Raw genomic sequence first — 22,567 nt, 5'->3', positions numbered from 1 at the left:
TGAAAATCCGCCGCGGGCGGATTTTGCGGCACCGGCCCTCTCCCCCACCCGACCACCCACGAGTGTACCCTGATGGGTGGTCGGGTGGGGGAGAGGGCCGGTGCCGCAGCAAAAATGCCCTCATGGGCATTTTTCAAACAAGCGCTCAGGCACCCTTACGCCGCTTGTGCAGGAAATGGCCGACAATCCCGATCAACACTGCCCCCGCGACCACCCCGCCGATCACCGGCTCCAGCGCGTGAATGCGCCCGAACAAAGCCTCCACCGCCTGCCCGCAGAAGTAACCGAGCGAAACGAAGACCAGCCCCCACACCGCCGCCGCCACCGCATTGATGGCAAGGAAAGTCGTCGTCCGCAGCCGCGTAGTGCCGATGGCCATAGGGCTGACGGTGCGCAGTCCGTAAAGGAAGCGGAACGCGAACGTGAAGATCACCGGATGCCGCTCAAACGCCGCCAACGCCTTGGCGAAGGCGGGCTTGGCCTGCGCCTTGCGCACCAGCCCGTGCCCGCGAAAGCGCCGCCCGATCAGGAAGAACAACTGGTCCGCCACGAACGACCCCGCCGACGCGGCCACCACGGCGGGCCAATAGGCCAGCAGCCCGCGATGCGCCATCAGGCCGCCGAGCACGGTGACCGTCTCCCCCTCGAACCCGGCGCCGAGGAACAGGCCGGCAAGGCCGAAGCGAGCGATCAGATGCTCGACCATCAACGCGCGCCGCTCCCGCACTCACTCCAATGGACGATGGGCAACATCACTTGGGCCGTAAACTCATAAACGGCACCATCGAGGCGTCCAAATGGCGAACAGCTCGGGCCAAAGCGACTGCCGGGCGGGCTGGTTGCCCGTCCAAGGTCGCTTTGGTTCGAGATGGAAGCCATTTGGACGTCCCTCCGGGATTTGACCAAAATGGTCCATCGCTGCGTCAGGAAGCCTTGAAATATGGACATATTCCTACGTCTTCCTTCCTTGCGCTGAACCATTTTGCTTCAAACCTCGATGGTGCCGTTTATGAATTTACGGCCCGATGGCCTTCCGCTGGGGGCCGCCCCGTATTGAGGCGGAGCATACGCCTTGGTAGAACCCCAAAACGAACCGCAATCCAGAGAGTTTCGCCATGAAACGACCTCTAAGGACAGCGGCCGTGACGGGGATGGGACTTTCGCTCGCGAGCTTTGCGCCGGATAGCGCGATCTCGCCTGCCTTGCTGGCCATGCTCGATCCCGGCCGGATTGCCGAAAATACCTGCAACGGGCAACGTGATGGCGCGCCGCTGATGCAGCGCCTGCTGATCTCCACCGCCGTCGCCGCTCCCGCCAGCGCAGGTCGGACGATCCCGCTCTATGACGACCTCACCCGATCCGGCTTCACGATTTCCACCCGCGATCCTCAGGCGCAGCGCTATTTCAGTCAGGGGCTGACGCTGGCCTATGGCTTCAACCATGCCGGCGCGGTGCGCTCATTCCGGGAGGCACAGCGGCTCGATCCGGGCTGTGCGATGTGCTGGTGGGGAGAAGCCCTCGCGCTCGGCCCTAACATCAACGCGCCGATGGACGACCGCGACCGAGGCGCGGCGCTGGCGGCGATGGACCGGGCGATGGCGCTGCGCGGAAATGCCACGCCGGTCGAACGCGCGCTGATCGAGGCTGTCGCCCAGCGTTATTCGCGAGATCCGGCCGCCGACCGCGCCGCGCTGGACGGGAATTATGCCGATGCCATGATCGCCGTCGCCAAGCGCTTCCCTGCGCAGGACGACGTGGCCGTGCTGGCCGCCGAAGCCGCGATGGACACGACGCCGTGGAACTATTGGCAGGCAGACAGGAAAACCCCCATCGGCCGCAGCGGAGAAGCCGTGCGGCTGGTAGAGACCGTCATTACCCGCAACCCGCAGCACGCGCAGGCGGCGCACCTCTACATCCACCTGCTCGAAGCCTCCGACCCCAAGCGCGCCGAAGCGGCGGCGGACAGGCTGAACGCACCGCTGGTGCCCAGTGCCGGCCATCTCGTCCACATGCCCGGACACATCTATCAGGTCTTGGGCCGGCAGGCGAACTCGATCCGCGCCAATGTCGCCGCCGCGCGCGCGGATGAGGCGTTCATCCGCGATGCGGGCGACAACGGCCTCGTCCGCTATGGCTACTATCCGCACAACGTCCATTTCATCGTCACTTCAACGCAGATGGCGGGCGACATGGGCACCGCGATCCGTGAGGCAAAGCGGCTGCGCACGCTGCTCGATACCGAGACTTCGGCGCGGATCGCGTGGCTTCAGGCCGTCGATGCCGCGCCTTACTTCGCCATGGCACAATTCGCCGCGCCTGCCGACATCCTCGCCCTGCCCGCGCCCGATGCGCGGCTGGCCTATGCCACGGGGATGCACCACTACGCCCGCGCCGTCGCGCAGGCTGAGCGCAAGGACCGCGCCGGTTTCGAGCGCGAACTGGCGGCCATGGCCGCGCTCAAGGCGTCCCCCGCGATGGCGGACATGGTGGCGCAGGGAATGCCCGCGCCGGACCTGCTGACCTTGGCCGATCACGTCGCGCGCGGCCGTTTTGCCGCCGCATCCGGGCGCTATAATGAGGCAGCGCAGCACTATCGGCAGGCCATCGCGATCGAGCAGCGCATTCCCTATCAGGAGCCGCCTTACTGGTACTTCCCGGTGAACCAGTCGCTGGGCGCTGCGCTCTACATGGACCGCCGCTATGCCGAAGCCGGCGCCGCCTTCCGGGCCGCGCTGGTGCAGACGCCGAACAATGCCTGGGCGCTCTACGGCCTGTCCCAAGCCGAGGAGGCGCAAGGTCATGCGGCCGAGGCGGCAGCGGCAAGGCAGGCCTTCGGCCGCGCATGGTTGGGCGATCCGAGCTGGCTGCGGATGGAGCGGCTTTAGAGCAGTTCTCGACCCAGCTGCACCGGATAAACTGGTCTAAGATTTTGGTTTGGCGCATTTTCCGAGTCATCAGGTGATTCCACCTGATTAGAAAATGCTCTGGCGCCCCCTCCCCAAATCCCGAACTTTACCGCGCGTGGTTGGGCCTGGTTGGCCGCCCCGTCCGTTCAGCCCATTCGACGATCAGATCGTCATAGAGGTTCTGGTCGATCAGATCGTACTTTTCCGGGAAATTGGCGAAGGCGTTCATGGCGCTCTTCACCGATCCGGTTTCCATCAGTTCGCGCGCCATGGCGAGATGCCCCACCGCCGCCGAAACCCAGCCCCATCCGGTGGAAAGCGTGAAGGCCGTGTTCGGCAGGTTGAAGCCCAGCGTGCAGACGGGAATCTTCATCTGCGGAATCACTTCGGCCTGCTGCTCGGGCGGGGCGCTGGCGAAGACGATGGCATCGGCCCCCGCCTCCGCATAGGCATGGCCGCGCCGTACCGCTTCCTCGATCGACCCGGTGCCGCCACCGCCATTGGCGCTGGTGTACAGTTCATCGCAGCGGGCGATGATGACAAGCCCGGAATCGCCCCGCGCCTTCACGCCCGCCTCGATGCGAAGCTGCATGTCCTCGATCGAGCAGAGGCCGTTCACATGCTTGGAATGCTTGGGATTCACCTCGTCCTCTACGTGGTAGCCGGCGATCCCGGCGGCGGCGTAGCGGCGGGTAAAATGGTAGGCATCGGCCACCGTCTCGCCCAAAGTATCGGCATCGACGATCAGCGGAATGTCGATGGCCTGCGCGATCCGCGCGGACTGGTCGATCATCTCCACTTGCGAAAATACGCCATTATCCGGCACGCCGTAGTGAAAGGCAGAGCAGGCATGGCCGCCCATATAGGCCGCCTTGAAGCCGACATGCTGGACAGCGCGGCCGGTCAGTGCCGAATAGGCTTCCGCCGCCACGAAATGATCACCGCTTTCGATCAGCGCACGCAGCTTTTCACCCGGTGTCGGCATCGCATTGATCTCCCGTCATCGCGGCCCTTTGGCCGTCCTCGGGAAGCATGGCTGGCATGATCCGGACATACCGGCAAGCACATCGCGCCGCAGTCGCGGCGTTCATCGCCCCCGCATAAAAGAACACGCGGCGAGGCCGAAGCCGCGCCGCGTGCAGGAATGCAGGCAGGACCTGCTGGCAGGCTCCGAGGGAGAGCCTGCCCGGGTTGGTAAGCGATCAGAAGTTGACGGTGCCTTCCACGCCGAACGTGCGCGGCGGGTTGAAGTTGGCATAGTCCCCCAGCACGCCGGCATAGCTCTTCGCGCCGGTCTGCGGGTTGACCGTGTAGACCGAGTTGGCGGCCGAACGGCGGTAGATGTGGGTTTCGTTGAACAAGTTGCGGCTCCAGAGCGAAACCGTCAGCTTGGTGCCGGCCTCGGTCAGCGGAATATCGGCAAGCGCGATACGGCCGTTGACGATGAAGCTGCTCTGCGTCTTCGTGCTTTCATCCTCGAAGCTGTACTGCGGATCCGCGTAGGCCGCATCGAGGTGGAACTGCACGCTTTCGTCGCCCGCACCCACCGGGATGCTGTAGTCGATGAAGCCCGAAGCCGCGTTCTTCGGCGTGTAGACGATGAAGACGTTCTGATAGACCGGGTTGGTATCGGTGCTGAGGAACGGATTCAGCGTCTTGGGCACCTTGGTGTAGGTGTAGGCGTAGGATGCGCCCAGCGACAGGTGATCAATCGGGTTGATGTTCAGTTCAGCCTCGACACCGCGGATCTTGGTGGTGCCCGGTGCGTTCAGCGTCTCCTGCGTGTGCAGGCCGTTGTAGGGGCTGGTGGGATCGTTGTTCACGTTGTCGAAGTCGACCTGCGTGCCCTTGCGATCCATGATGTAGCCGGCCAGGTTCAGGCGAACCTTGCGATCCAGGAACATCATCTTGGCGCCGGCTTCGTAAGAGTTCACCGTTTCGGGACCGAAGGCAGTGAAGGTCTGCGAACGATCGTTCGCACCGCCGGCGCGGTAGCCGGTCGAATACTTGGCGTAGAGGTTGATGTCCTGCGTCGCATCATAGGCCAGCGTGACCATCGGGTCGAAGCGGTCCTTGCGATAGCGGAAGGTGTAATCGACGACGGCGCCGTTCACCATGTCCAGCGTACCGTCGCGCTTGTCGTGCGTGTAGCGGCCGCCGGCGGTCAGGTGCAGCTGGTCGAGTCCGGCCGGGGTGTAGGTGGCCTGTGCGAAGGCAGCCAGGCTCTGCGCCTTGGCGTGGCTGTCACGCTGCAGGAACAGCGAGCTATCGTCCCAGCCCTGGTTGCCGGAAGTGACCGGGCCGGTCACGATCGGGCTGAGCACGGTGTAGCCGGTTCCGTCCGCGTTCCACAGGTTGGAGCTGGGCGTCGCCGCGTTCTCATTGGCGTGTTCGTTGTAGTAGTAGGCGCCGGCCACGAAATCGACCTGCGGCAGGCTGCCGACAAGCTGCAGTTCCTGGCTGAACTGGTGCTGATCGAGGAACGAGAGCGAATAGCGGCTGAACTTCGTGTTCGGCAGGAACACGGTGCGGGCCGGGCCGCCCGAGTTGTCGTACTGATCGGTATCGACCTGACGCCACGCGGTGATCGAGCGCAGGGTCAGCTGCGAATTCAGGTCATAGCTAAGGTTGCCCATCACGCCCTGCGTGCGGTCGGTGCTGACCTGCTGGGGCACGCCGACATCGGCCGTCTTCACGCGCTTGTCACCGGTAACGTCGACCAGCGGCGAAAGCGGCGAGATCGTGTTGGGTAGCAGCTTGCCGCCGTTGGCCGCGATCTGCGCCAGCGAGGAAACCGCGTAGCCGTTCGGGTTGTAGTTGACCAGTTGGCTGTACATCGGCGTGTTGTCGTCACGCGACTTGTCGAACGAGATGTTCGCAGTGAAGCCGTCGACCGGCTTCCACTGGGCCTGGATGCGGCCGCCCACGCGGTCGTAGTAGTTCCAGCCCTTCTCGCTATCGAGCGGGTTCTTAACCGTGGCATCCTGATGCTGGTAGACGCCGTCCACCTTGATCGAGATGTGGTTGAATTCGGGGAAGTCGATATGCGCTTCGCCGGTGCGCTGGCCGTAGTTGCCGATGCCGGCTTCCACGCGGCCACCGAATTCGCCGGTGGGTGCCTTGGTCACGATCGACAGCGCGCCGCCTTCGGTGTTGCGGCCGAACAGCGTGCCCTGCGGGCCGCGCAGCACTTCGATGCGCTGCACATCGAACAGCGCGGCGTTCAGGCCCTGCTGGCGGCCGAGGTAGACGCCGTCGAGGTAGACGCCCACGCCCTGATCGCGCGCGGTCTGGTTGGCGTCGAACGGAACGATGCCGCGAATGCCGACCGTGAGGGCCGACTGGCGCGCTTCGAACGTAGCGACGCGGAGCGAGGGCACGGTGCCGCTGGCAAGGTCGATCAGGCTCTGGACATGCTGCTTTTCGATGTCAGCGCTGGAAACGACGGCGATGGCGATCGGCGTCTTCTGCAGATCGGTCTCACGCTTGGTGGCGGTAACGATGATGGGCGCGCCTTCACCGGTATCGGCGGCACCGCCAGCATTAGGGGCGGCATCGGGGGCAGCAGCGGCGTCTGCTGCGAACGCGGCAACCGGCATCTGGGCCAGCGCGACGATGCTGCAAGTGGCCGCCAGACGGATGGCGTGGCGAATCATTGTAAACTCCCTGAGACCCTTGGGTTTTCCTCGTGCAATCGCAGCACGGGGTCGCCCGTCGGAGCGACAGGGAGGCTGACTAGGCAGCGGTCAGGTCAGAACTGTGTTGCTTTCTTGGAAAATTCTTGACCGGATTGTGACAGGCCAAACATGAAAAATTTGACACGTGTGTGGCGAGCCTAGTGCCACTATGTGGCCAGATCATTTCTATCGAATTGCAGGATGTAATGATCAAATCCGGCGACATCGTGCTGACTTCGGGCGATTTGACCCATGTTAGCGCCATCCGCGACAACTTCCTGACCTTTGAGGCGGAAGTGACCGACGCAACCGAACTCTGCGCCCGCGCGCTGCGGGGACCCACGTGGGCCTTCGTCGACTGGCTGCTGCCCGAAATGTCGGGGCTGCAGCTGTGCGGGTTGCTGCGTGATCGCATCAACGATCACCCGCTCCACATCACCATGGTGCTGCCGGAACCCGATCCGCGCGCGCAGGCCCGCGCGCTGGAGGCCGGCGCGGACGATTACCTGATCGGCCCGCTGACGCCGAAGGCACTGGTGCAGCGCCTGCGAATCTACCAGCCGGTCTCCGCCGCGCGGAAGGAAGCCCCGGCGATCCAGATCGGCGAACTGGTGATCCAGCCCGATTCGCACCTGACGCGGTACAAGGGCCTCGTGGTGCCACTGCAATCGAACGAGCAGCGCCTGCTGAACCACTTCGCGCGCAATCCCAACCGCGTGTTCACGCGCGGTGAACTGATCGGCGTATTGGGCAAGAGCGTGGAAGTCTGCGACGAGCGCACGGTCGATTCGTGGGTCAGTCGCCTGCGCCGCAAACTGCGCACCATGCAGGTGCCGCACCTGCCGCGCACGGTGCGTTCGTTCGGCTACGTGTTCGACAACATGGAAGCGTGAGATAGGCCCAGACGCTCCAGCGTCGGGATCAGGTCGTCGAAATGATCGATCACCGCCGTGGCGCCCAGCTCATGCGCGGGCCTGTCGTTGAATCCGAAGCTGACCGCGACGCAGGGAATGCCTGCCGCCGCGGCGGCGCCGGTGTCGTAAGTCGTATCGCCCACGAAAGCGGCGCGGATTGGCCTGTCCCTGCCGCCGGCCCGTTCCAGCATCAGTTCGATCAGATCGGGCTTGGGTTTGGCGCGACCGGGGCCGAGCGTATCGCCGCCGATCACAGTGAAGAAGCGGTCCGCAATGCCCAGTTCGGCGAAGATCTCCACCGCCAGCCGCTCCAGCTTGTTGGTGACGATCGCCACTTTCACCCCGCGCGCGGCAAGGCCGTCCAGCATCGCCTCACCGCCGGGGTAGAAACGCGTGGTGTTGGCGATGTTGTCCGCATAGAATTCAAGCAGCGCGGCGTGGAGTTCGTTCAGCCGTTCGTTCGAAACGCCGCCGCCCGTGACTTCCAGCCCCTTGGCGAGCATCTTCTTGGCACCGCCGCCGACGAGGTCGCGCACCGTGTCCACGGGAATGGCGGGCCGCCCCTCGATCGCCAGCGCATGGTTGAGCGCCACGGCGAGATCGCCCAGCGTATCGAGCAGGGTGCCGTCAAGATCGAAGCCGACTACGTCGAAAGGGAACTGCGTCATCCGCCCTTCAGTGGCCTGACCCAATGAAAACCTCAACGTAGAAACCGCAACAATTTGCTGGCAAGTGATGAACATGGTCGAAAATTCCAATCCGCTCGCAATCGTCGTCCTCGCCGCTGGCAAGGGCACCCGCATGAAGAGCGACCTGCACAAGGTCCTTCATCCCATCGCCGGCCGGCCGATGCTGGAACACCTGTTGCAAAGCGCGGCCGCGCTTGCCCCGGCACGGCAGGTCGTGGTGGCCGGGCATGGCCGCGAACAGCTTGAAAAGGCGCTGGGCAGCCGCGCCACCATCGCGGTGCAGGACCCGCAACTGGGCACCGGCCACGCGGTGCAGCAGGCGGAGGCCGCGCTCACCGGATTCTCCGGCGACGTGCTGATTCTCTATGGCGACGTGCCTTTCGTCAGCACCGAAACGATGCGCGCGATGATCGATCGGCTTCACGCTGCCGACGCGCCGGCCGTGGTCGTGCTCGGCTTCAAGCCGGAAGACCCGCTGCAATATGGCCGCGTGCTGGCCCATGATGACGGCCGGATCGTCATGATGGTCGAATACAAGGACGCGAACGAGGAACAGCGCGCCTGCCGCCTGTGCAATTCGGGCCTTATGGCGGTGAAATCGGCCGACCTGTTCGATCTGCTTTCGCGCGTCGGCAACGACAATGCGCAGGGTGAGTACTATCTGGTCGACATCGTCAACGTGGCCACGCTGGATGGCCGCACTTGCGCCGTGATCGTCACTGAGGATCCGCACGAAGTGGGCGGCATCAACAGCCGCGGCGAATTGGCAGAGGCGGAAGCCCGTTGGCAGGCCCGCCGCCGCGTGCAGGCCATGGCCGACGGCGTATCGCTGATCGCGCCTGAAACCGTGTTCTTCGCCTGGGACACGCAGCTTGGCCGCGATGTCACCGTGGAACCCAACGTGGTCTTCGGCCCGGGCGTTTCGGTGGCCGACGGCGTGACCATCCACGCCTTCTCGCACATCGAAGGGGCGACCATCGAAACCGGCGCCACCGTTGGCCCTTATGCCCGCCTGCGCCCCGGCGCGCTGCTGCGCAAGGGTTCCAAGGTCGGCAACTTCGTCGAGATCAAGAACGCCGAACTGGGCGAAGGCGCCAAGGCCAACCACCTTACTTACGTGGGCGATGCCACGGTGGGCGCCAAGGCCAACCTCGGCGCGGGCACGATCACCTGCAATTATGACGGCTACTTCAAGTACCGCACGGTGATCGGCGAGCGGGCCTTCATCGGCTCGAACAGCGCGCTTGTCGCCCCGGTGAAGATCGGTGCCGACGCCATCGTCGCGGCGGGCAGCACGGTGACGCGCGACGTTGCCGATGGCGAGCTTCGCCTTGTGCGCGGCGAACAGCTGGTCAAGCCCGGCTGGGCCGACCGCTTCCACGATGCGATGAAGAAGAAAAAGGCCGAAAAGGCCGCCGAAGGAAAGTAAGGGATGGGAGGGCGGCTTCTGCCGCCCTCACCCTTCAGGTCACGAGCCGATGGCCTGACGCTGGGCGATGAAATCCAGTTCGGTCTTCGCCGCCGAGTTTCCGGAATCGTAAGAGAGTGACTGGGTGAACATTGTCTTGGCCTCGTCCAGACGGCCAAGCTCGATCAGGTTGAAGCCCATGCCCCGCAGCGAGCGCGCTGCGATGCCGGCGTCCGGCCCCTTGGTGTCCTTGTCCACCACCGACCAGGCGCGCGCGAACAGGTCGTAGCTTTCCTGGAACTGCCGGCGGGACTTGAAAAGCTCGGCATATTCATTCGCATAATGCGCATTGTCCGGCGCCAATTCGGTGGCGCGGCGCAGTTCCGCCTCGGCCAGATCGCCGCGGCCCAGATCGACCAGTGCATAACCCTTGCCGAAGTGCGCATCGCAGACGGCGCTGCTGACCATCACCGCATCGCCCGGAACGGCATGGGTGGAGGTCTTTTCCGACATGCAGAGACGCGGACGGGCATCGCCCGCCAGACCCTGCTCATTGGCGGAAATCACCGAATCGAACAGCTTCACCGCCTTGCCCGGCTTGCCCGCGCGGATCATGTCGAAGCCCCGGCTGACCGTGCCGACATATTCGGCATGGGCCGCGCTGCTGATCAGCGCGATCGGCGTGGCTTCTCCGGCCATTGCAAGCCCCGGCATCGCCAAAGCGGCGACGGAAACAAGCAACGAAACCGACTTCATCGTGAAGTTCATCGGCATTGTCCTCTCCCGATCGGACCTTCGCGCGCCAGTCTTCGCCGGGCTGTTTCATCGAACGGTCTTCGTCGAAGCAGGTAGAGTATCGGACGACCGCGGTTTGACAAGATGTTTCGCCGCACCCAGATCACGGCAAACCTTATTTCAACAATCGGAGTTTTTCATGCCCGCCAGCCCCTGGAGCCACAGCCGCGACGCGTCCGTGGCCGATGACGTCGACTTCGAAATCAAGGGGCAGGAACTCCAGTTCGTTGAAATTGAACTCGATCCGGGCGAGAGCGCCGTCGCCGAAGCGGGCGCGATGGTGTGGAAGGACGCACCGATCACCATGTCCACCGTGTTCGGCGACGGGTCCGAACAGCAGGGCGGCGGCTTCATGGGCAAGCTGCTCGGCGCCGGCAAGCGGCTGGTCACGGGCGAAAGCCTGTTCACCACCGTCTTCTCCCATGAAGGACGCGGGAAAGCCCGAGTCGCTTTTGCCGCACCGATTCCCGGGTCCATCGTGCCAATCAAGCTGGACCAGATCGGAGGACGCCTGATCTGCCAGAAAGACGCCTTCCTCTGCGCCGCGCGCGGCGTTTCCATCGGCGTTCATTTCCAGCAGAAGATCATGACCGGAATGTTCGGCGGCGAAGGCTTCATCATGCAGCGGCTGGACGGGGACGGCTGGGTCTTCGTGCAGATGGGCGGCACCGTGATCGAACGCACGCTGGAACCGGGCGAGGAACTCCACATCGATACCGGCTGCGTCGCCGCCTTCACCTCCGGCGTCGATTTCGATGTGGTGCGGGCAGGTTCTGTCAAATCCATGATCTTCGGCGGTGAAGGCGTGTTCTTCGCCCGCCTGCGCGGGCCCGGCAAAGTCTGGATCCAGTCCCTGCCCTTCTCCCGCCTTGCCGGACGGATGATGGCAGCGGCGATACCTTATGGCGGACAGAACCGCGGCGAGAGCACCCTGCTCGGCCTAGGCGCGCTGGGCGGGCTTGCGGGCATGATCGACGGGGACGACTAGAAGGCGATCAAGCCCTCGATCTCCGTTGAAATTCCCTCCGCTTTGCACACATTACCAAGCCTTCATGGTGGCGCCACAAAACGCCAACGATTATCGGCGTAGTGGCAAGGCAAATTCCGTCTCGAACAAGGTACTTCAAGCGCATGTGTGGAATCATCGGCATCGTCGGCAAGGAACAGGTCGCGGATCGGCTCGTCGACGGTCTGCGCCGCATGGAATATCGCGGCTATGACAGCGCGGGCGTCTGCACGGTCGAAAACGGCCAGCTCATCCGCCGCCGCGCGCAGGGCAAGCTGATCAATCTGGTCAACGAACTGGCCCGCGATCCCGCGCCGGGCCTGATCGGCATCGCCCACACCCGCTGGGCCACCCACGGCGCGCCCACCGCCGCCAACGCGCATCCGCACGCGACAGAGCACCTCGCCCTCGTCCACAACGGCATCATCGAGAACTTCAAGCCACTGCGCGAAGCCCTAGAATCGCGCGGCCGCACCTTCGAGAGCCAGACCGATACCGAAGTGGTCGCCCACCTCGTTTCCGAACAGGTCGAGGCCGGGCTTTCGCCGGAAGAGGCGGTGAAGGTCGTCCTTCCGCAGCTGCGCGGCGCCTTTGCGCTGGCCATCGCCTTCCGCCAACACCCGGACCTGCTGATCGGCGCGCGCCTCGGCTCGCCGCTGGTCGTCGGTTATGGCGACGGCGAGACCTACCTCGGCTCGGACGCGCTTGCCCTTGCCCCGCTGACGCAGCGCATTTCCTACCTTGAGGAAGGCGACTGGGTGGTGATCACCCGTGACGGCGCGCGGATCTTCGATGCGGACAACAACCCGGTGGAGCGCGAAATCGTCTCCTCCGGCGCCTCGGCCGTCGCCATCGAGAAGGGCAATTACCGCCACTTCATGCAGAAGGAGATCTTCGAGCAACCGACGGTGGTGGCGCAGACCCTGCGCAGCTATATCCATCAGGTGGATCAGTCGGTCGCCCTGCCGCAGATCGATTTCGACCTTTCGGCGATCAAGCGCATCACCATCGTCGCTTGCGGCACCAGCTTCTACGCGGGCATGGTGGCGAAGTACTGGATCGAGACCTTCGCCCGCCTGCCCGTCGACATCGATGTGGCATCAGAATTCCGCTACCGCGACCCCGTTCTGGAGCCGGGCGGCCTTGCCCTGTTCATCTCGCAATCGGGCGAGACGGCAGACACCCTTGCCGCGCTGAAGCACTGCAAGGCGGCCGGCCAGACCATCGCCGTTGTCGTCAACGTGCCCACCAGCACGATGGCGCGCGAGGCGGACCTGCTGTTGCCCACCCACGCCGGGCCGGAAATCGGCGTCGCCTCCACCAAGGCCTTCACCTGCCAGCTCGCCGTGCTCGCCGCGCTCGCCGCGCACCTTGCCGTCAAACGTGGTCGCATGGACCGCGCGGAAGAGAACGAGGTCGTCCAGCACCTGCTGCAGACCCCGGCCAGCCTCAACGCCGCGCTCGCCTTCGACGAAGAGATCGCCGCCATGGCGCACCTGATCGCACCGGCCCGCGACGTGCTCTACCTTGGGCGCGGTCCGGACTATCCGCTAGCCCTCGAAGGCGCACTGAAGCTGAAGGAAATCAGCTACATCCACGCCGAAGGCTATGCCTCGGGCGAGATGAAGCATGGCCCAATCGCGCTGATCGACGAGGCGGTGCCGGTGATCGTGCTCGCCCCTTCCGGCCCGCTGTTCGAAAAGACCGTCAGCAACATGCAGGAAGTGCGCGCACGCGGCGGCAAGGTCGTGCTGATCTCCGACGCGGAAGGCATTGCCGAGGCGGGCGAAGGCTGCATCGCCACGATCGAGATGCCGCGCGTCCACCCGCTGATCGCGCCGCTGGTCTATGCCGTGCCGGTGCAGCTGCTCGCCTATCATGTCGCCTGCGTGAAAGGCACGGACGTCGACCAGCCCCGCAACCTGGCCAAGAGCGTAACCGTCGAATAATCGCCCGCGGATGCGCGGAATGCGACGGACCGAAAGAGGGTTTACCTGGTAATAACCCTTCCAAGGGTATGCCCCGGTCCGTGGAAAAACGGTCGCAAACCCCTCAAGCGCTCCCGAAAGAGCTGCCCGTCCTCGCCGTGCTCGGCTTTTCCGAGCCGGCCGAGGGCGATTGGGCACGCCTTCGCGGTCTCCAGTACTCCTGCCTCGGTCGCGGAAAGGCGGCACGAATCGCAACGCAAGTGGCGGCCATGGTCGCCACGGTCGCAGTGCTGTTCGGGCACATGCACCCCGCCGCGATCGGCGCCTGGGCTGTGGCCGTCTGCGCCGTGCTGTGGTGGGGCTCCAGCGTGGAAGGCGGCCTTGCCGATGCCGACCGCCGCCGCCTGACCAGCGCCGAGATTCGCCGCCATGGCATGACGGTGGCCGCACGCGCGTTGGTCTGGGCCATTCCGGTCTGCGCCTTCGGCCCCTTCATCGACGTTCAGGCGCAAGTGAAGCTGTGGGCCGTGATGGCCATGCTGATGACCGGCTGCGCGGTGCTGGTGCCGGGTGTGCCGCTGGGCACCCTGATCTTCACCGGCATCGTCGGCGGATCGACGATCGCCTACTTCGTCGTCTTCGGCAGCTACGACATGGCGCTCGTGGGTCTGGCCTTCGTCGGCGTGATCATTGCCGGCGCGGTCGAAAGCGCGCGCCAGTATCTCTCCACCAAAGTCGCCGAAGCCGGCATGCATGAACGCGACGAAGTCGTCTCCATGCTTCTGCGCGAATTCGAGGAGGGCGAGGCAGACTGGCTCTGGCAGATCGATACCGCCCGCCGCGTGCGCGCCGTATCGCCGCGTTTCGCCTATGCGCTGGGCCGCGACGCCGTTGAGATCGAGGGCGTGCCCTTCATCCAGCTGATCGCCGGTTCCGCATGGGACAGCGGCCAGTTCCCGCCCAGCCTTCACGACCTTGCCGAGCGCCTGAAGCGCCGCGAAAGCTTCTCCAATCTGCTGGTGCGTGTCACCATCGACGGCCGCCCGCGCTGGTGGGAGCTTTCCGGCACCCCGAAAATTTCCGACAGCGGCCAGTTCGACGGCTTCCGCGGCGTCGGTTCCGACGTAACCGAAGCGCGTGAGAACAGCGACAAGATCGCCTGGCTCGCCCGCTACGACACGCTGACCGGCCTGCCGAACCGCCTGATGCTGACAGAGGCGCTGGGCGAAGCGCTGGCCTATGCCGAAAAGTGGCGCACCCGCTGCGCCTTCCTGATGATCGACCTCGACCGTTTCAAGGCCGTCAACGATACGCTTGGCCATCTGGTCGGCGACCAGTTGCTGGCGCGCGTGTCCGAACGGTTGAAGGGCCAGATGACCGACAAGGAACTCTGCGGCCGCCTTGGCGGGGACGAGTTCGCCGTCGTCATTCGCGACGCCACCGATCTGGAACACGTCAACCGTGTGGCCCAGCGCGTGATCCAGTCGCTTTCTCAGCCCTATCACGTCGACCATCACACGCTCTACGTCGGCGCTTCGGTCGGCTCGGCCATCGGCCCGCGCGATGGGCAGACGGTCGAAACGCTGATGCGCAACGCCGACCTCGCGCTCTACCGCTCCAAGGACGGCGGCGGCAACGCGCACTTCACGTACGAACCGGCACTCCATGCCCATGCAGAAGAGCGCCGCCAGCTGGAATTCTCGCTGCGCAACGCACTGCAGCGGCAGGAATTCACCCTCAATTACCAGCCGGTGGTCGATGCCGACAGCGAAGCCGTCGTCTCGTTCGAGGCATTGCTGCGCTGGACCAGCAAGGAACACGGTTTCGTCAGCCCGGCGAAGTTCATCCCGCTGGCAGAGGACACGCGCCTGATCGTCCCCATCGGCGAATGGGTGCTGAAGGAAGCATGCCGCGAAGCGATCAATTGGCCCGAACATGTCCGCGTGGCGGTCAACGTCTCGGGCGAGCAGTTGCTGGACCACAACTTCGCGGCCAGCGTCGTCGCCGCCCTCACCCAGAGCGGCCTCACCGCCTCGCGTCTCGAACTGGAAGTCACCGAAAGCATCTTCCTTCGTGACGCCACCCTCGCCCGCTCCGCGCTGGAGCAGGTCATGGCGCTGGGCTGCAAAGTGGCGCTGGACGATTTCGGCACCGGCTATTCCTCGCTCGGCTACCTGCGCAAGCTGCGCTTCTCCACCATCAAGGTGGACCGCTCCTTCGTGCAGGGCGCGGCGACCGGCAATGCCGAAAGCCTCGCCATCATCCGCGCCGTCGTCGCCATGGCGGACAGCCTGGACATGTCCACCACGGCCGAAGGTGCGGAGACCGAGAAGGAAGTGGAAATGATCCGCCAACTCGGCTGCCGGAAGATCCAGGGCTATTACTTCGGCCGCCCGATGGCGGCGAAGGACGCGCTCGGCCTGTTCCACAACCGCAGCTTCGCCCACGACCAGACCGCCGCCTGAGGGCGTGGGTCCGGTCGTTCGGGCCGCGCACGAATAAATTGTGGTTGCCAGTTTCCGCCGGTTTCGCTGACATGATCCCATGTCCGACGAGACCATCGACCTGTCGAAGCTGAGCGAAGCCGAACTCCATATCCTTCGACTTTTCGCGCAAGGTCACACTGCCAAGAGCGTGGCGACGGCGACCGAGCGCAGCGTAGGTGCCGTCAACGAGCGACTGCGCGAGGCGCGGCGCAAAACCGGCATTGCCAGCAGCCGCGAACTCGCCCGCATTCTTGCAGTCCAAGAAAATCGGTACGAAAAAATCGATCTCGATCCGCTAGATGAAGAAGGCAACGACCTCCAGGCCGGCCACGCATCTACGCGATGGCCATGGATGACCGGAGGGCCCTTCATCATGATCGCCATCGCGCTTGTCGGCAGCGTACTCGCCGCAATAATGCTTACACCGTCTGCCCCCGTACCGGGCATCGTACCGGGCGTCGAACCGGCGACGCAGCCTTTGCCGATAGACCCCGCAATCGGGTCCATGGCGTCCAGCATGTCACCGGGAGAACAGTATCGGCAGATCCGGGCGGAGAAGCGTGACGATGCCTGGGCCGCACCGGCAGAACGCGCCATCGCTGCGGAATACGACAAGATTTTGGGCCATCGCGGCGTCAAGGAGAAGGCGCGCGTCTACTGCGCAGCCACCATCTGCGAAGTGACCCTGCGCGCAGCCATCAATAACGCCCAGAGCGCTGCGCTCGCGGAAGACTTCCAGAAACGGTCCTTCTACGACAGACTTGCCGCGCAGAGCTATGTGGGGAAAAGCGCCGGCTTCGGCGGAGATAAAACAGCCGACGGCCCTGTTTTCATCCACTTTTCCTATTGGGCCAAATCCGCATCGGACAACGAAAAACGCCCCCGGTGACGGGGGCGTTCGTTCGATCCGTAATGCCGGAAGGTGGCGTCAGGCGCCGACCATGCCACGGATGGCGCTTTCGAACAGCGCACGGCCGTCAGTGCCGCCGTGCGTTTCCTCGATAGCGCGCTCCGGGTGCGGCATCATGCCCAGCACGTTGCCGGCAGCGTTGAGCACGCCGGCGATCTGGCGGGCCGAGCCGTTGACGTTGTCCACATAGCGGAACGCCACGCGGCCTTCGCCTTCCAGACGGTTCAGCGTTTCCTCGTCGGCGTGGTAGTTGCCGTCGTGGTGGGCCACGGGGATCGAGATCTCCTGCCCGGCCTCATAGCCCGAGGTGAACAGCGACTGCGCGTTTTCCACCTTCAGCGTCACGTCGCGGCAGACGAAGCGGATGCCGGAGTTGCGCAGCAGCGCGCCCGGCAGCAGGCCGCTTTCGGTCAGCACCTGGAAGCCGTTGCACACGCCGAACACCGGCACGCCGCGATTGGCGGCATCGATCACGGCGCGCATCACCGGCGAGCGCGAGGCGATCGCACCGCAGCGCAAGTAGTCGCCGTAGGAGAAGCCGCCGGGCAGGCCGATGAAGTCCAGATTGTCCGGCAGATCGGCATCGCCGTGCCAGACGCGGATGCATTCGTTGCCCGAAATCTTCTCCAGCGCCACCGCCAGATCGCGGTCGCAGTTGGAACCCGGGAACGTGACGACAGCGGAGCGGAACGACATCAGGCGACCTTCTCGATGCGGTAGTTCTCGATCACCATGTTGGCGAGCAGCTTGCGGCACATGTCGTCAAGCGCTTCGTCGGTGACGGTTTCGGCAACGTCCAGCTCGAAAAGGCGGCCCGCACGCACGTCGTTGACGCCGGCAAAGCCGAGGCCTTCGAGCGAGTGATGGATCGCACGGCCCTGCGGGTCGAGAACACCGGGCTTGAGGCTGACGTGGACGCGGACTTTCATCTGGGGACCTTTCGCTTCGCGGAGCGCAGATTCGTTTCACAGCGCCTATGGCCCCGAGAACGCTTCGGGGCAAGGTGTGAGCGGCCGTTGGATGCCACCTTTGCAATTGAAGGCGGTTCGCCAACCTGCCATTTCGGCGCGATGCAAGATCCCATCTCCTTCGCCGGACAAGTCGCCATCGTTACCGGAGCGGGCCACGGCCTGGGCCGGGCCTATGCGCTGGAACTGGCGCGACGCGGCGCAAAAGTGGTGGTGAACGATCTTGGCGCCGCGCGCGACGGATCGGGCCATTCCGATGCCGCGCTTGCCGTTGTCGAGGAAATCCAGTCGCTTGGCGGCGAGGCGATGGCGGACTGCGGGGACGTTTCCGATTTCGCGCAGATGCAGGCGATGGTCGCCCGCGCAAAGGAAGCCTGGGGCGGCATCCATGTACTGATCAACAATGCCGGCATCCTGCGTGACCGCACTTTCGCCAAGATGGACATGGCCGATTTCGAACTGGTGGTGCGCGTCCACCTGCTGGGCAGCGCCTGCGCCACCAAGGCGGTGTGGGACACCATGCGAGAGCAAAACTATGGCCGCGTGCTGATGACCACCAGCTCCAGCGGCCTTGGCGGCAATTTCGGGCAGGCAAATTACGGCGCCGCCAAGGCGGGCGTGCTGGGGCTGGCCCGTACCTTGCGCATGGAAGGCGCCAAGTACGGCATCCGCGTCAATTCGCTGGCGCCCACCGCCGGCACGCGGATGACGGCGGACATCTTCCCCGACGAAGCCTATGCCGCCTTCGAGCCGGAGGCCGTGGTGCCCGCCGCACTCTATCTCGTTTCTAACGATGCCCCTACCGACGCCATCGTCGCCGCCGGTGGCGGAGTCTGCCAGGGCGTGTTCATCACCATGAACGAAGGCGTGTTGCTGGAAGGCGATGCGCTCACCGTCGAAGGCTTTGCCGCCGCGTGGAACCGCGTGCGCGACCGCTCAGGGGACCGGGTACTCGAAACAGGCATGGAACAAGCGCATCACGCCTTGTCGTTGCTGCTGAAATCCAACGATTAAAATTCGTACTGCCGCGTTGACGCCCCTCTCCCCGCACTACAATTCAAAGAACGCGATATTACCGGGGAATACAGGGCAATGCAGGGGCAGATTGCGCCGCGCGACAAGGCGCGACTGAAGACTTATTCCATCGTCACGCAAGTGGCCGCGGCGGGCAGTGCACTGTGCTGCGTGGTGATCGTTCCCGCCATCGCGGTCATGCAGTACTTGCTGCGCCATGGCGCCTACCGCACCGACTCGCAATTCACGATTTGGGCGGGTGTCGCCGGACTTGCGATCATGGCTGCCGCGGCCTTTTACCTAATCGCCGTGGTCGCGTTCCTGCTGTGGTTCCACAAGGCCATCGCCAACTTGCGCAATGTCGGCCTGTCGGGGTTGGTAGCACGCCCGATATGGGCCGTCGCCAGCATGTTCGTGCCGATAGCGCAACTGTCCGTCCCCTACGCAACGATGCGCGAATTGTGGAATCGCAGCCATGGGGAGGACGAATATCAGGCACGCGCCAGCGTCGGCGCGGTGACGACATGGTGGACCTGCCTGCTGGCCGGAACGCTGCTGATGACCATGCAGTTCATCACCGCATTCATCAACGTGTTGACCCCCTTCAAGATCTTGACGCCCACTGCGCTGGCTTTGGGGCTCAGCCTGGCTGGCCTCGTCTTCTGGTGCCTCGCCGCGGGCTATCTGGCGGTGATCGTGCGCCGGATCACCACTGCGCAAGACTCGCTGATGGACGGGAAATCGATCTTCGCCTGAGCGTCAGTCCTCAACCACTTTGAGCAGTTTGCGCTCCAGCGGGCTGAGTACATTCACCAGTTCGTGCCCACGCTTGAGGATTTGCCCGGCCTCGCCAAACAGCGTCCACATGCCCTGCTTGGCGCGCAGGGCCGGACGCTTTTCGATACGGGCCTGGGGGCGTTCCGCCGCACGACGGAAAGCGCTAAACTGCGCCGCATCCTTGTCGAAATCCATCGCGTAGTCGCGCCACATTCCAGCGGCGACCATGCGGCCGTAAAGATCGAGGATGCGCTGGAGTTCCAGCCGGTCGAAACCGATCTGAAGCGGCACGCGCCCCGGAAAGGCGACTACGCCTGCCGGAAGCGGATTTGCGCTGCCCGGATTCCCGCTGCCGTGTGGGCCTGCCGCCATTCCCGCGTCAGGCGCCCTTCACGACCGGTTCGGCGTGTTTCTCTACTTCACGCGCTTTCAGCAACTGATCGACCTGCGCGCGCAGCGCGGCAACCTGCTCTTCCAGCTCGTCCACGCGCTGGCTGCCCACCGGCTCGCACGGTTCCTTGCAGGGCGTGCCGTAGGGCATGAATTCCTTGGCGTAAGTCTCCGCCTTCACCAGCGTGGAGCGGGCCTTGACGCCGATCATCGTCGCGCCTTCGGGCACGTCTTCGGTCACCACCGCGCTGGCACCCACGCGGGCACGCTTGCCCACAGTGACGGGGCCGATGATCTGCGCACCGGAGCCAACGATCACGTTGTCCAGCAGTGTCGGGTGGCGCTTGCCGCCTTTGCCGTTGGTGGGGTTGGAGCCACCCAGCGTCACGCACTGGTAGATCGTCACGTTATCACCGATCTCGGCCGTTTCGCCGATCACCGTGAAGCCATGGTCGATGAAGAAGTTCTTCCCGATCGTCGCGCCCGGATGGATGTCGATCGCGGTCAGGAAGCGGGAAAGGTGATTCACCACGCGCGCCATGAAGAACAGGTCCGCGCGGAACAGGCGATGCGCGATCTTGTGAAAGAACAGCGCCCAGACGCCCGGATAGAGCAGCACTTCCCACCGCGAACGCGGTGCAGGGTCGCGCGCGACGACCGAGTCCAGATAGCGGACGAGATTACCCAGCATCGCGCGAATCTCCCATCAAACGGTCCGCATGGCAATGCCTGCCGAACCGATGGTCAAATACCCTTGGTGTCGCCGCCCTTAACCTCTTCCAGCGCATCGCGCCAGATCGCCAGTGTCGGCGGCTGCTTGCGCTCCAGACTGAGACGGTCGATGGCGGCGACCAGCCGTTCGACGCCCAGATGGCTACGTTCCGCGCGCGGTACAAGGTAGTCGATCGCCGTCGGATCAAGCGCCAGCCCGCGCATTTGCGCGTGAACGTCGATCAGGTCGGCCATCATCGCCTCATCCGGCGCGTCGATTTCCAGTTCCAGCGCAGCACCCAGGCGCGAACGCAGGTCCGGCAGCACCACTTGCCAGCGCCCCTCCCCTTCGCCGCGGCGATGGCTGGCAACGATCAGCAGTGGCCGGTGGCTTTCCTGCGCGCGATTCCAGGCGTGAAACACCGCGTCCTCTTCCATGCGGTCCGCATCGTCCAGCGCGTCGCCCTGCCCGGTCTCCACGAACCAGCGCGCCAGCAGGGACTTGCCCGCCCGGGCCGGCCCGGAAAGAATCGCGGCGTGAAACGGCCACTGGCCCGGTTCCAGCAATGCATCCACCGCATGCGCATTGGCGTTGCCCACGACAATGCGCGGCGGGCTGTCGCTCGCGGTCGACAGCGGAAGTGGTATCTGCCTCATCCCCCGAAACCTTCTAGCGGCTGATTCTCAGCGCGCCGCCCCCTGCCGAAACCTTCCAGCCCTGCGCGCGCAAGGCCGCAGCCAGCCGGTCGGCGCCGCCTTCGGCGCTCACCCGCAACACGGAAATGCCGCCGATCGCCAGACTGACGGTGGCCGCGCCCTTCACGCCGGGCGCACCGCGCACGGCGGCGAGCGCGGCATCGACCGATGCAGCATCGGGGCTGGCGAACTGGACCGAAACCGTCTCCACCGCGGCGGGGGCAGGCGCGCCCGCTGTCGGAGCCGGCGGCACCGGAAGGTTCGGCACGATCGGCGCCACATCCACATCGGGCGGCGGCGCGCCCTGCGGCATCAGCTTCTGGCGCAGTTCGGCGAATGCCCGGTCCAGCGCGGCCTGGCTCATCGTCAGCGTGGGATCGGGCCGCAACTGCCCGCTGGCCAGCGCCGTGCGATAGATGCCGTCGACCCGGTCCACCGCTTTCGCCATCATGGCGGGCAGTTCCTGATCGCTTGCCGCGTCCAGTTCGAAACTGTCGAGGAAAGTATTGTCCGGGCCATAGCGCGCGGTGAACGTGCCGTGGATCGGCCCGCCGGGCCACTGACGCTCAAGCCGGGCGACCGGGATCAGCACGTCGGTCGCGCCGAACTGATCGAGCACGCCGCGCCACCACAGGCGGCTGCGGCGAGTCGCCTGCCCGGCGGTCAGCAGCAGCGAATCGCCGCCTGCGCCCACGGGACGAACGTAATCGACCGGGCTTTGCGAGGCCTGGAACTCGGCCCATGCCTTCTGCCAGGGGCCGCGCACTTCGAAGACTTGCTGCACGCCGCCCGAATAGAGCACCGGCACCAGCAGCAACGGCGCGGACCGCGCGACGGCACCACCGCCGCCCACGAACTGTCCTGCCTTGCCCTTGTCGAAGATCACGCCCAGCGTGGCGATATAACGGCGCGGGCCGACTTGTTCCTGCCCGATCACCACTGATGAGACCATGGCATCGATCGATTCGACCGGCATGTCCGGCCCGCCCAGTTTCTTCCAGGCTTCCTTCTCGGCCTGCTTCCAGCCTTCGAGTCGCGCTTCCGCGCCGGTCTTCGCCGTCACGTCGACCTGGATGCCGTTGACCTGGATGTCTTCGGAATTGGCGAGCGGAGGAATCCCGCGATCACCTTCGACCTGCGCGGCGATTCGCCATGCGCCGAATCCGACCATTCCAAGCGCCGCGCAGCCGCCAAGCAGCACTGCTGCACGTGCCGCAGTCCAGCGCCGACCCTTGTCGCGGCCGGCCAATCGCCGGAAATTCTGGGAGAACGTGATCGCCATCGTCGAAACC

At 64.8% G+C, this 22,567-nt stretch carries 20 protein-coding genes; 9 read left to right on the top strand and 11 right to left on the bottom strand.

All coding sequences use genetic code 11. From position 1 onward, the window contains the following. Positions 1 to 145: 145 nt before the first annotated feature. Positions 146 to 706, bottom strand: a complete 561-nt coding sequence (locus tag ACZ1JC_RS17870) for a DedA family protein (RefSeq protein ID WP_465135597.1) — start codon at positions 704 to 706, stop codon at positions 146 to 148. Positions 707 to 1,151: 445 nt separating this feature from the next. On the opposite strand from ACZ1JC_RS17870, the gene ACZ1JC_RS17865 reads away from it, so the two are divergent. Further along, on the top strand, positions 1,152 to 2,885 hold the full coding sequence (locus ACZ1JC_RS17865; protein ID WP_465138556.1) for a hypothetical protein: 1,734 nt from the start codon (positions 1,152 to 1,154) through the stop codon (positions 2,883 to 2,885). Positions 2,886 to 3,012: 127 nt separating this feature from the next. Here ACZ1JC_RS17865 and ACZ1JC_RS17860 read toward each other — a convergent pair whose 3' ends face one another. Further along, the gene (locus ACZ1JC_RS17860; RefSeq protein ID WP_465135598.1) at positions 3,013 to 3,891 is read right to left on the bottom strand and encodes an isocitrate lyase/PEP mutase family protein; all 879 of its coding nucleotides are present in this window, start codon (positions 3,889 to 3,891) and stop codon (positions 3,013 to 3,015) included. 217 nt (positions 3,892 to 4,108) lie between these two features. After that, the gene (locus ACZ1JC_RS17855; protein WP_465135599.1) at positions 4,109 to 6,562 is read right to left on the bottom strand and encodes a TonB-dependent receptor; all 2,454 of its coding nucleotides are present in this window, start codon (positions 6,560 to 6,562) and stop codon (positions 4,109 to 4,111) included. Positions 6,563 to 6,789: 227 nt separating this feature from the next. Between ACZ1JC_RS17855 and ACZ1JC_RS17850 the strand changes: the two genes are divergently transcribed. Then, the gene (locus tag ACZ1JC_RS17850; protein WP_465135600.1) at positions 6,790 to 7,476 is read left to right on the top strand and encodes a response regulator transcription factor; all 687 of its coding nucleotides are present in this window, start codon (positions 6,790 to 6,792) and stop codon (positions 7,474 to 7,476) included. Here ACZ1JC_RS17850 and ACZ1JC_RS17845 read toward each other — a convergent pair. After that, positions 7,449 to 8,165, bottom strand: a complete 717-nt coding sequence (locus ACZ1JC_RS17845) for an HAD-IA family hydrolase (protein ID WP_465135601.1) — start codon at positions 8,163 to 8,165, stop codon at positions 7,449 to 7,451. The genes ACZ1JC_RS17850 and ACZ1JC_RS17845 overlap by 28 nt on opposite strands. A 73-nt stretch (positions 8,166 to 8,238) precedes the next feature. On the opposite strand from ACZ1JC_RS17845, the gene glmU reads away from it, so the two are divergent. Next, positions 8,239 to 9,615, top strand: a complete 1,377-nt coding sequence (gene glmU, locus ACZ1JC_RS17840; protein ID WP_465135602.1) for a bifunctional UDP-N-acetylglucosamine diphosphorylase/glucosamine-1-phosphate N-acetyltransferase GlmU — start codon at positions 8,239 to 8,241, stop codon at positions 9,613 to 9,615. Between the two features lie 39 nt (positions 9,616 to 9,654). Here glmU and ACZ1JC_RS17835 read toward each other — a convergent pair whose 3' ends face one another. Next, positions 9,655 to 10,362, bottom strand: a complete 708-nt coding sequence (locus ACZ1JC_RS17835; protein WP_465135603.1) for a tetratricopeptide repeat protein — start codon at positions 10,360 to 10,362, stop codon at positions 9,655 to 9,657. A gap of 166 nt (positions 10,363 to 10,528) precedes the next feature. Here ACZ1JC_RS17835 and ACZ1JC_RS17830 point away from each other — a divergent pair, with 166 nt between their 5' ends. The 4 genes from ACZ1JC_RS17830 to ACZ1JC_RS17815 all read left to right on the top strand — a co-directional run bounded on the left by ACZ1JC_RS17830 (position 10,529) and on the right by ACZ1JC_RS17815 (position 16,698). After that, entirely contained in the window at positions 10,529 to 11,377 is an 849-nt protein-coding gene (locus tag ACZ1JC_RS17830; RefSeq protein WP_465138557.1) for a TIGR00266 family protein, read from the top strand. Positions 11,378 to 11,520: 143 nt separating this feature from the next. Next, positions 11,521 to 13,344, top strand: coding sequence for a glutamine--fructose-6-phosphate transaminase (isomerizing) (glmS, locus tag ACZ1JC_RS17825; RefSeq protein ID WP_465135604.1), 1,824 nt, complete (start codon positions 11,521 to 11,523; stop codon positions 13,342 to 13,344). Positions 13,345 to 13,412: 68 nt separating this feature from the next. Continuing rightward, entirely contained in the window at positions 13,413 to 15,788 is a 2,376-nt protein-coding gene (locus tag ACZ1JC_RS17820; RefSeq protein WP_465135605.1) for a putative bifunctional diguanylate cyclase/phosphodiesterase, read from the top strand. 79 nt (positions 15,789 to 15,867) lie between these two features. Next, a complete protein-coding gene (locus ACZ1JC_RS17815) occupies positions 15,868 to 16,698 on the top strand; it encodes a helix-turn-helix transcriptional regulator (RefSeq protein WP_465135606.1) in 831 nt (276 codons plus the stop codon). Between the two features lie 39 nt (positions 16,699 to 16,737). Here the strand turns inward: ACZ1JC_RS17815 and purQ are convergent, their stop codons facing one another. Together purQ and purS are read right to left on the bottom strand one after the other, a co-directional pair. Next, positions 16,738 to 17,415: a phosphoribosylformylglycinamidine synthase subunit PurQ gene (gene purQ, locus ACZ1JC_RS17810; protein ID WP_465135607.1), complete on the bottom strand. Its 678-nt coding sequence runs from the start codon at positions 17,413 to 17,415 to the stop codon at positions 16,738 to 16,740. Next, the gene (purS, locus tag ACZ1JC_RS17805; RefSeq protein ID WP_465135608.1) at positions 17,415 to 17,648 is read right to left on the bottom strand and encodes a phosphoribosylformylglycinamidine synthase subunit PurS; all 234 of its coding nucleotides are present in this window, start codon (positions 17,646 to 17,648) and stop codon (positions 17,415 to 17,417) included. The genes purQ and purS overlap by 1 nt, the downstream gene beginning before the upstream one ends. 141 nt (positions 17,649 to 17,789) lie before the next feature. Here purS and ACZ1JC_RS17800 point away from each other — a divergent pair, with 141 nt between their 5' ends. Both ACZ1JC_RS17800 and ACZ1JC_RS17795 read left to right on the top strand, forming a co-directional pair. After that, positions 17,790 to 18,701, top strand: coding sequence for an SDR family NAD(P)-dependent oxidoreductase (locus ACZ1JC_RS17800; protein WP_465135609.1), 912 nt, complete (start codon positions 17,790 to 17,792; stop codon positions 18,699 to 18,701). 78 nt (positions 18,702 to 18,779) lie between these two features. After that, positions 18,780 to 19,457 (top strand): DUF4328 domain-containing protein, encoded by a 678-nt coding sequence (locus tag ACZ1JC_RS17795; protein WP_465135610.1) that lies wholly within the window; start codon positions 18,780 to 18,782, stop codon positions 19,455 to 19,457. A gap of 3 nt (positions 19,458 to 19,460) precedes the next feature. Here ACZ1JC_RS17795 and ACZ1JC_RS17790 read toward each other — a convergent pair whose 3' ends face one another. Genes ACZ1JC_RS17790 through ACZ1JC_RS17775 form a run of 4 tightly spaced genes read right to left on the bottom strand, consistent with a single transcriptional unit; the run spans position 19,461 to position 22,557 of the window. Beyond that, positions 19,461 to 19,850: a DUF2794 domain-containing protein gene (locus ACZ1JC_RS17790; RefSeq protein ID WP_465135611.1), complete on the bottom strand. Its 390-nt coding sequence runs from the start codon at positions 19,848 to 19,850 to the stop codon at positions 19,461 to 19,463. Between the two features lie 7 nt (positions 19,851 to 19,857). Beyond that, the gene (gene epsC / locus ACZ1JC_RS17785) at positions 19,858 to 20,559 is read right to left on the bottom strand and encodes a serine O-acetyltransferase EpsC (protein WP_465135612.1); all 702 of its coding nucleotides are present in this window, start codon (positions 20,557 to 20,559) and stop codon (positions 19,858 to 19,860) included. Positions 20,560 to 20,612: 53 nt separating this feature from the next. Then, positions 20,613 to 21,236 (bottom strand): P-loop NTPase family protein, encoded by a 624-nt coding sequence (locus ACZ1JC_RS17780; RefSeq protein WP_465135613.1) that lies wholly within the window; start codon positions 21,234 to 21,236, stop codon positions 20,613 to 20,615. Positions 21,237 to 21,249: 13 nt separating this feature from the next. Then, positions 21,250 to 22,557 carry a heavy-metal-associated domain-containing protein gene (locus tag ACZ1JC_RS17775; RefSeq protein WP_465135614.1) on the bottom strand — a complete coding sequence of 436 codons (1,308 nt, stop codon included), beginning with the start codon at positions 22,555 to 22,557 and terminating at the stop codon, positions 21,250 to 21,252. Positions 22,558 to 22,567 lie beyond the last annotated feature (10 nt).

This window comes from Sphingomonas sp. BL-S-28 (assembly GCF_055521515.1).
Note: the sequence above shows the minus strand (reverse complement) of the source record. Positions and strands in the feature narration are given on the sequence as shown.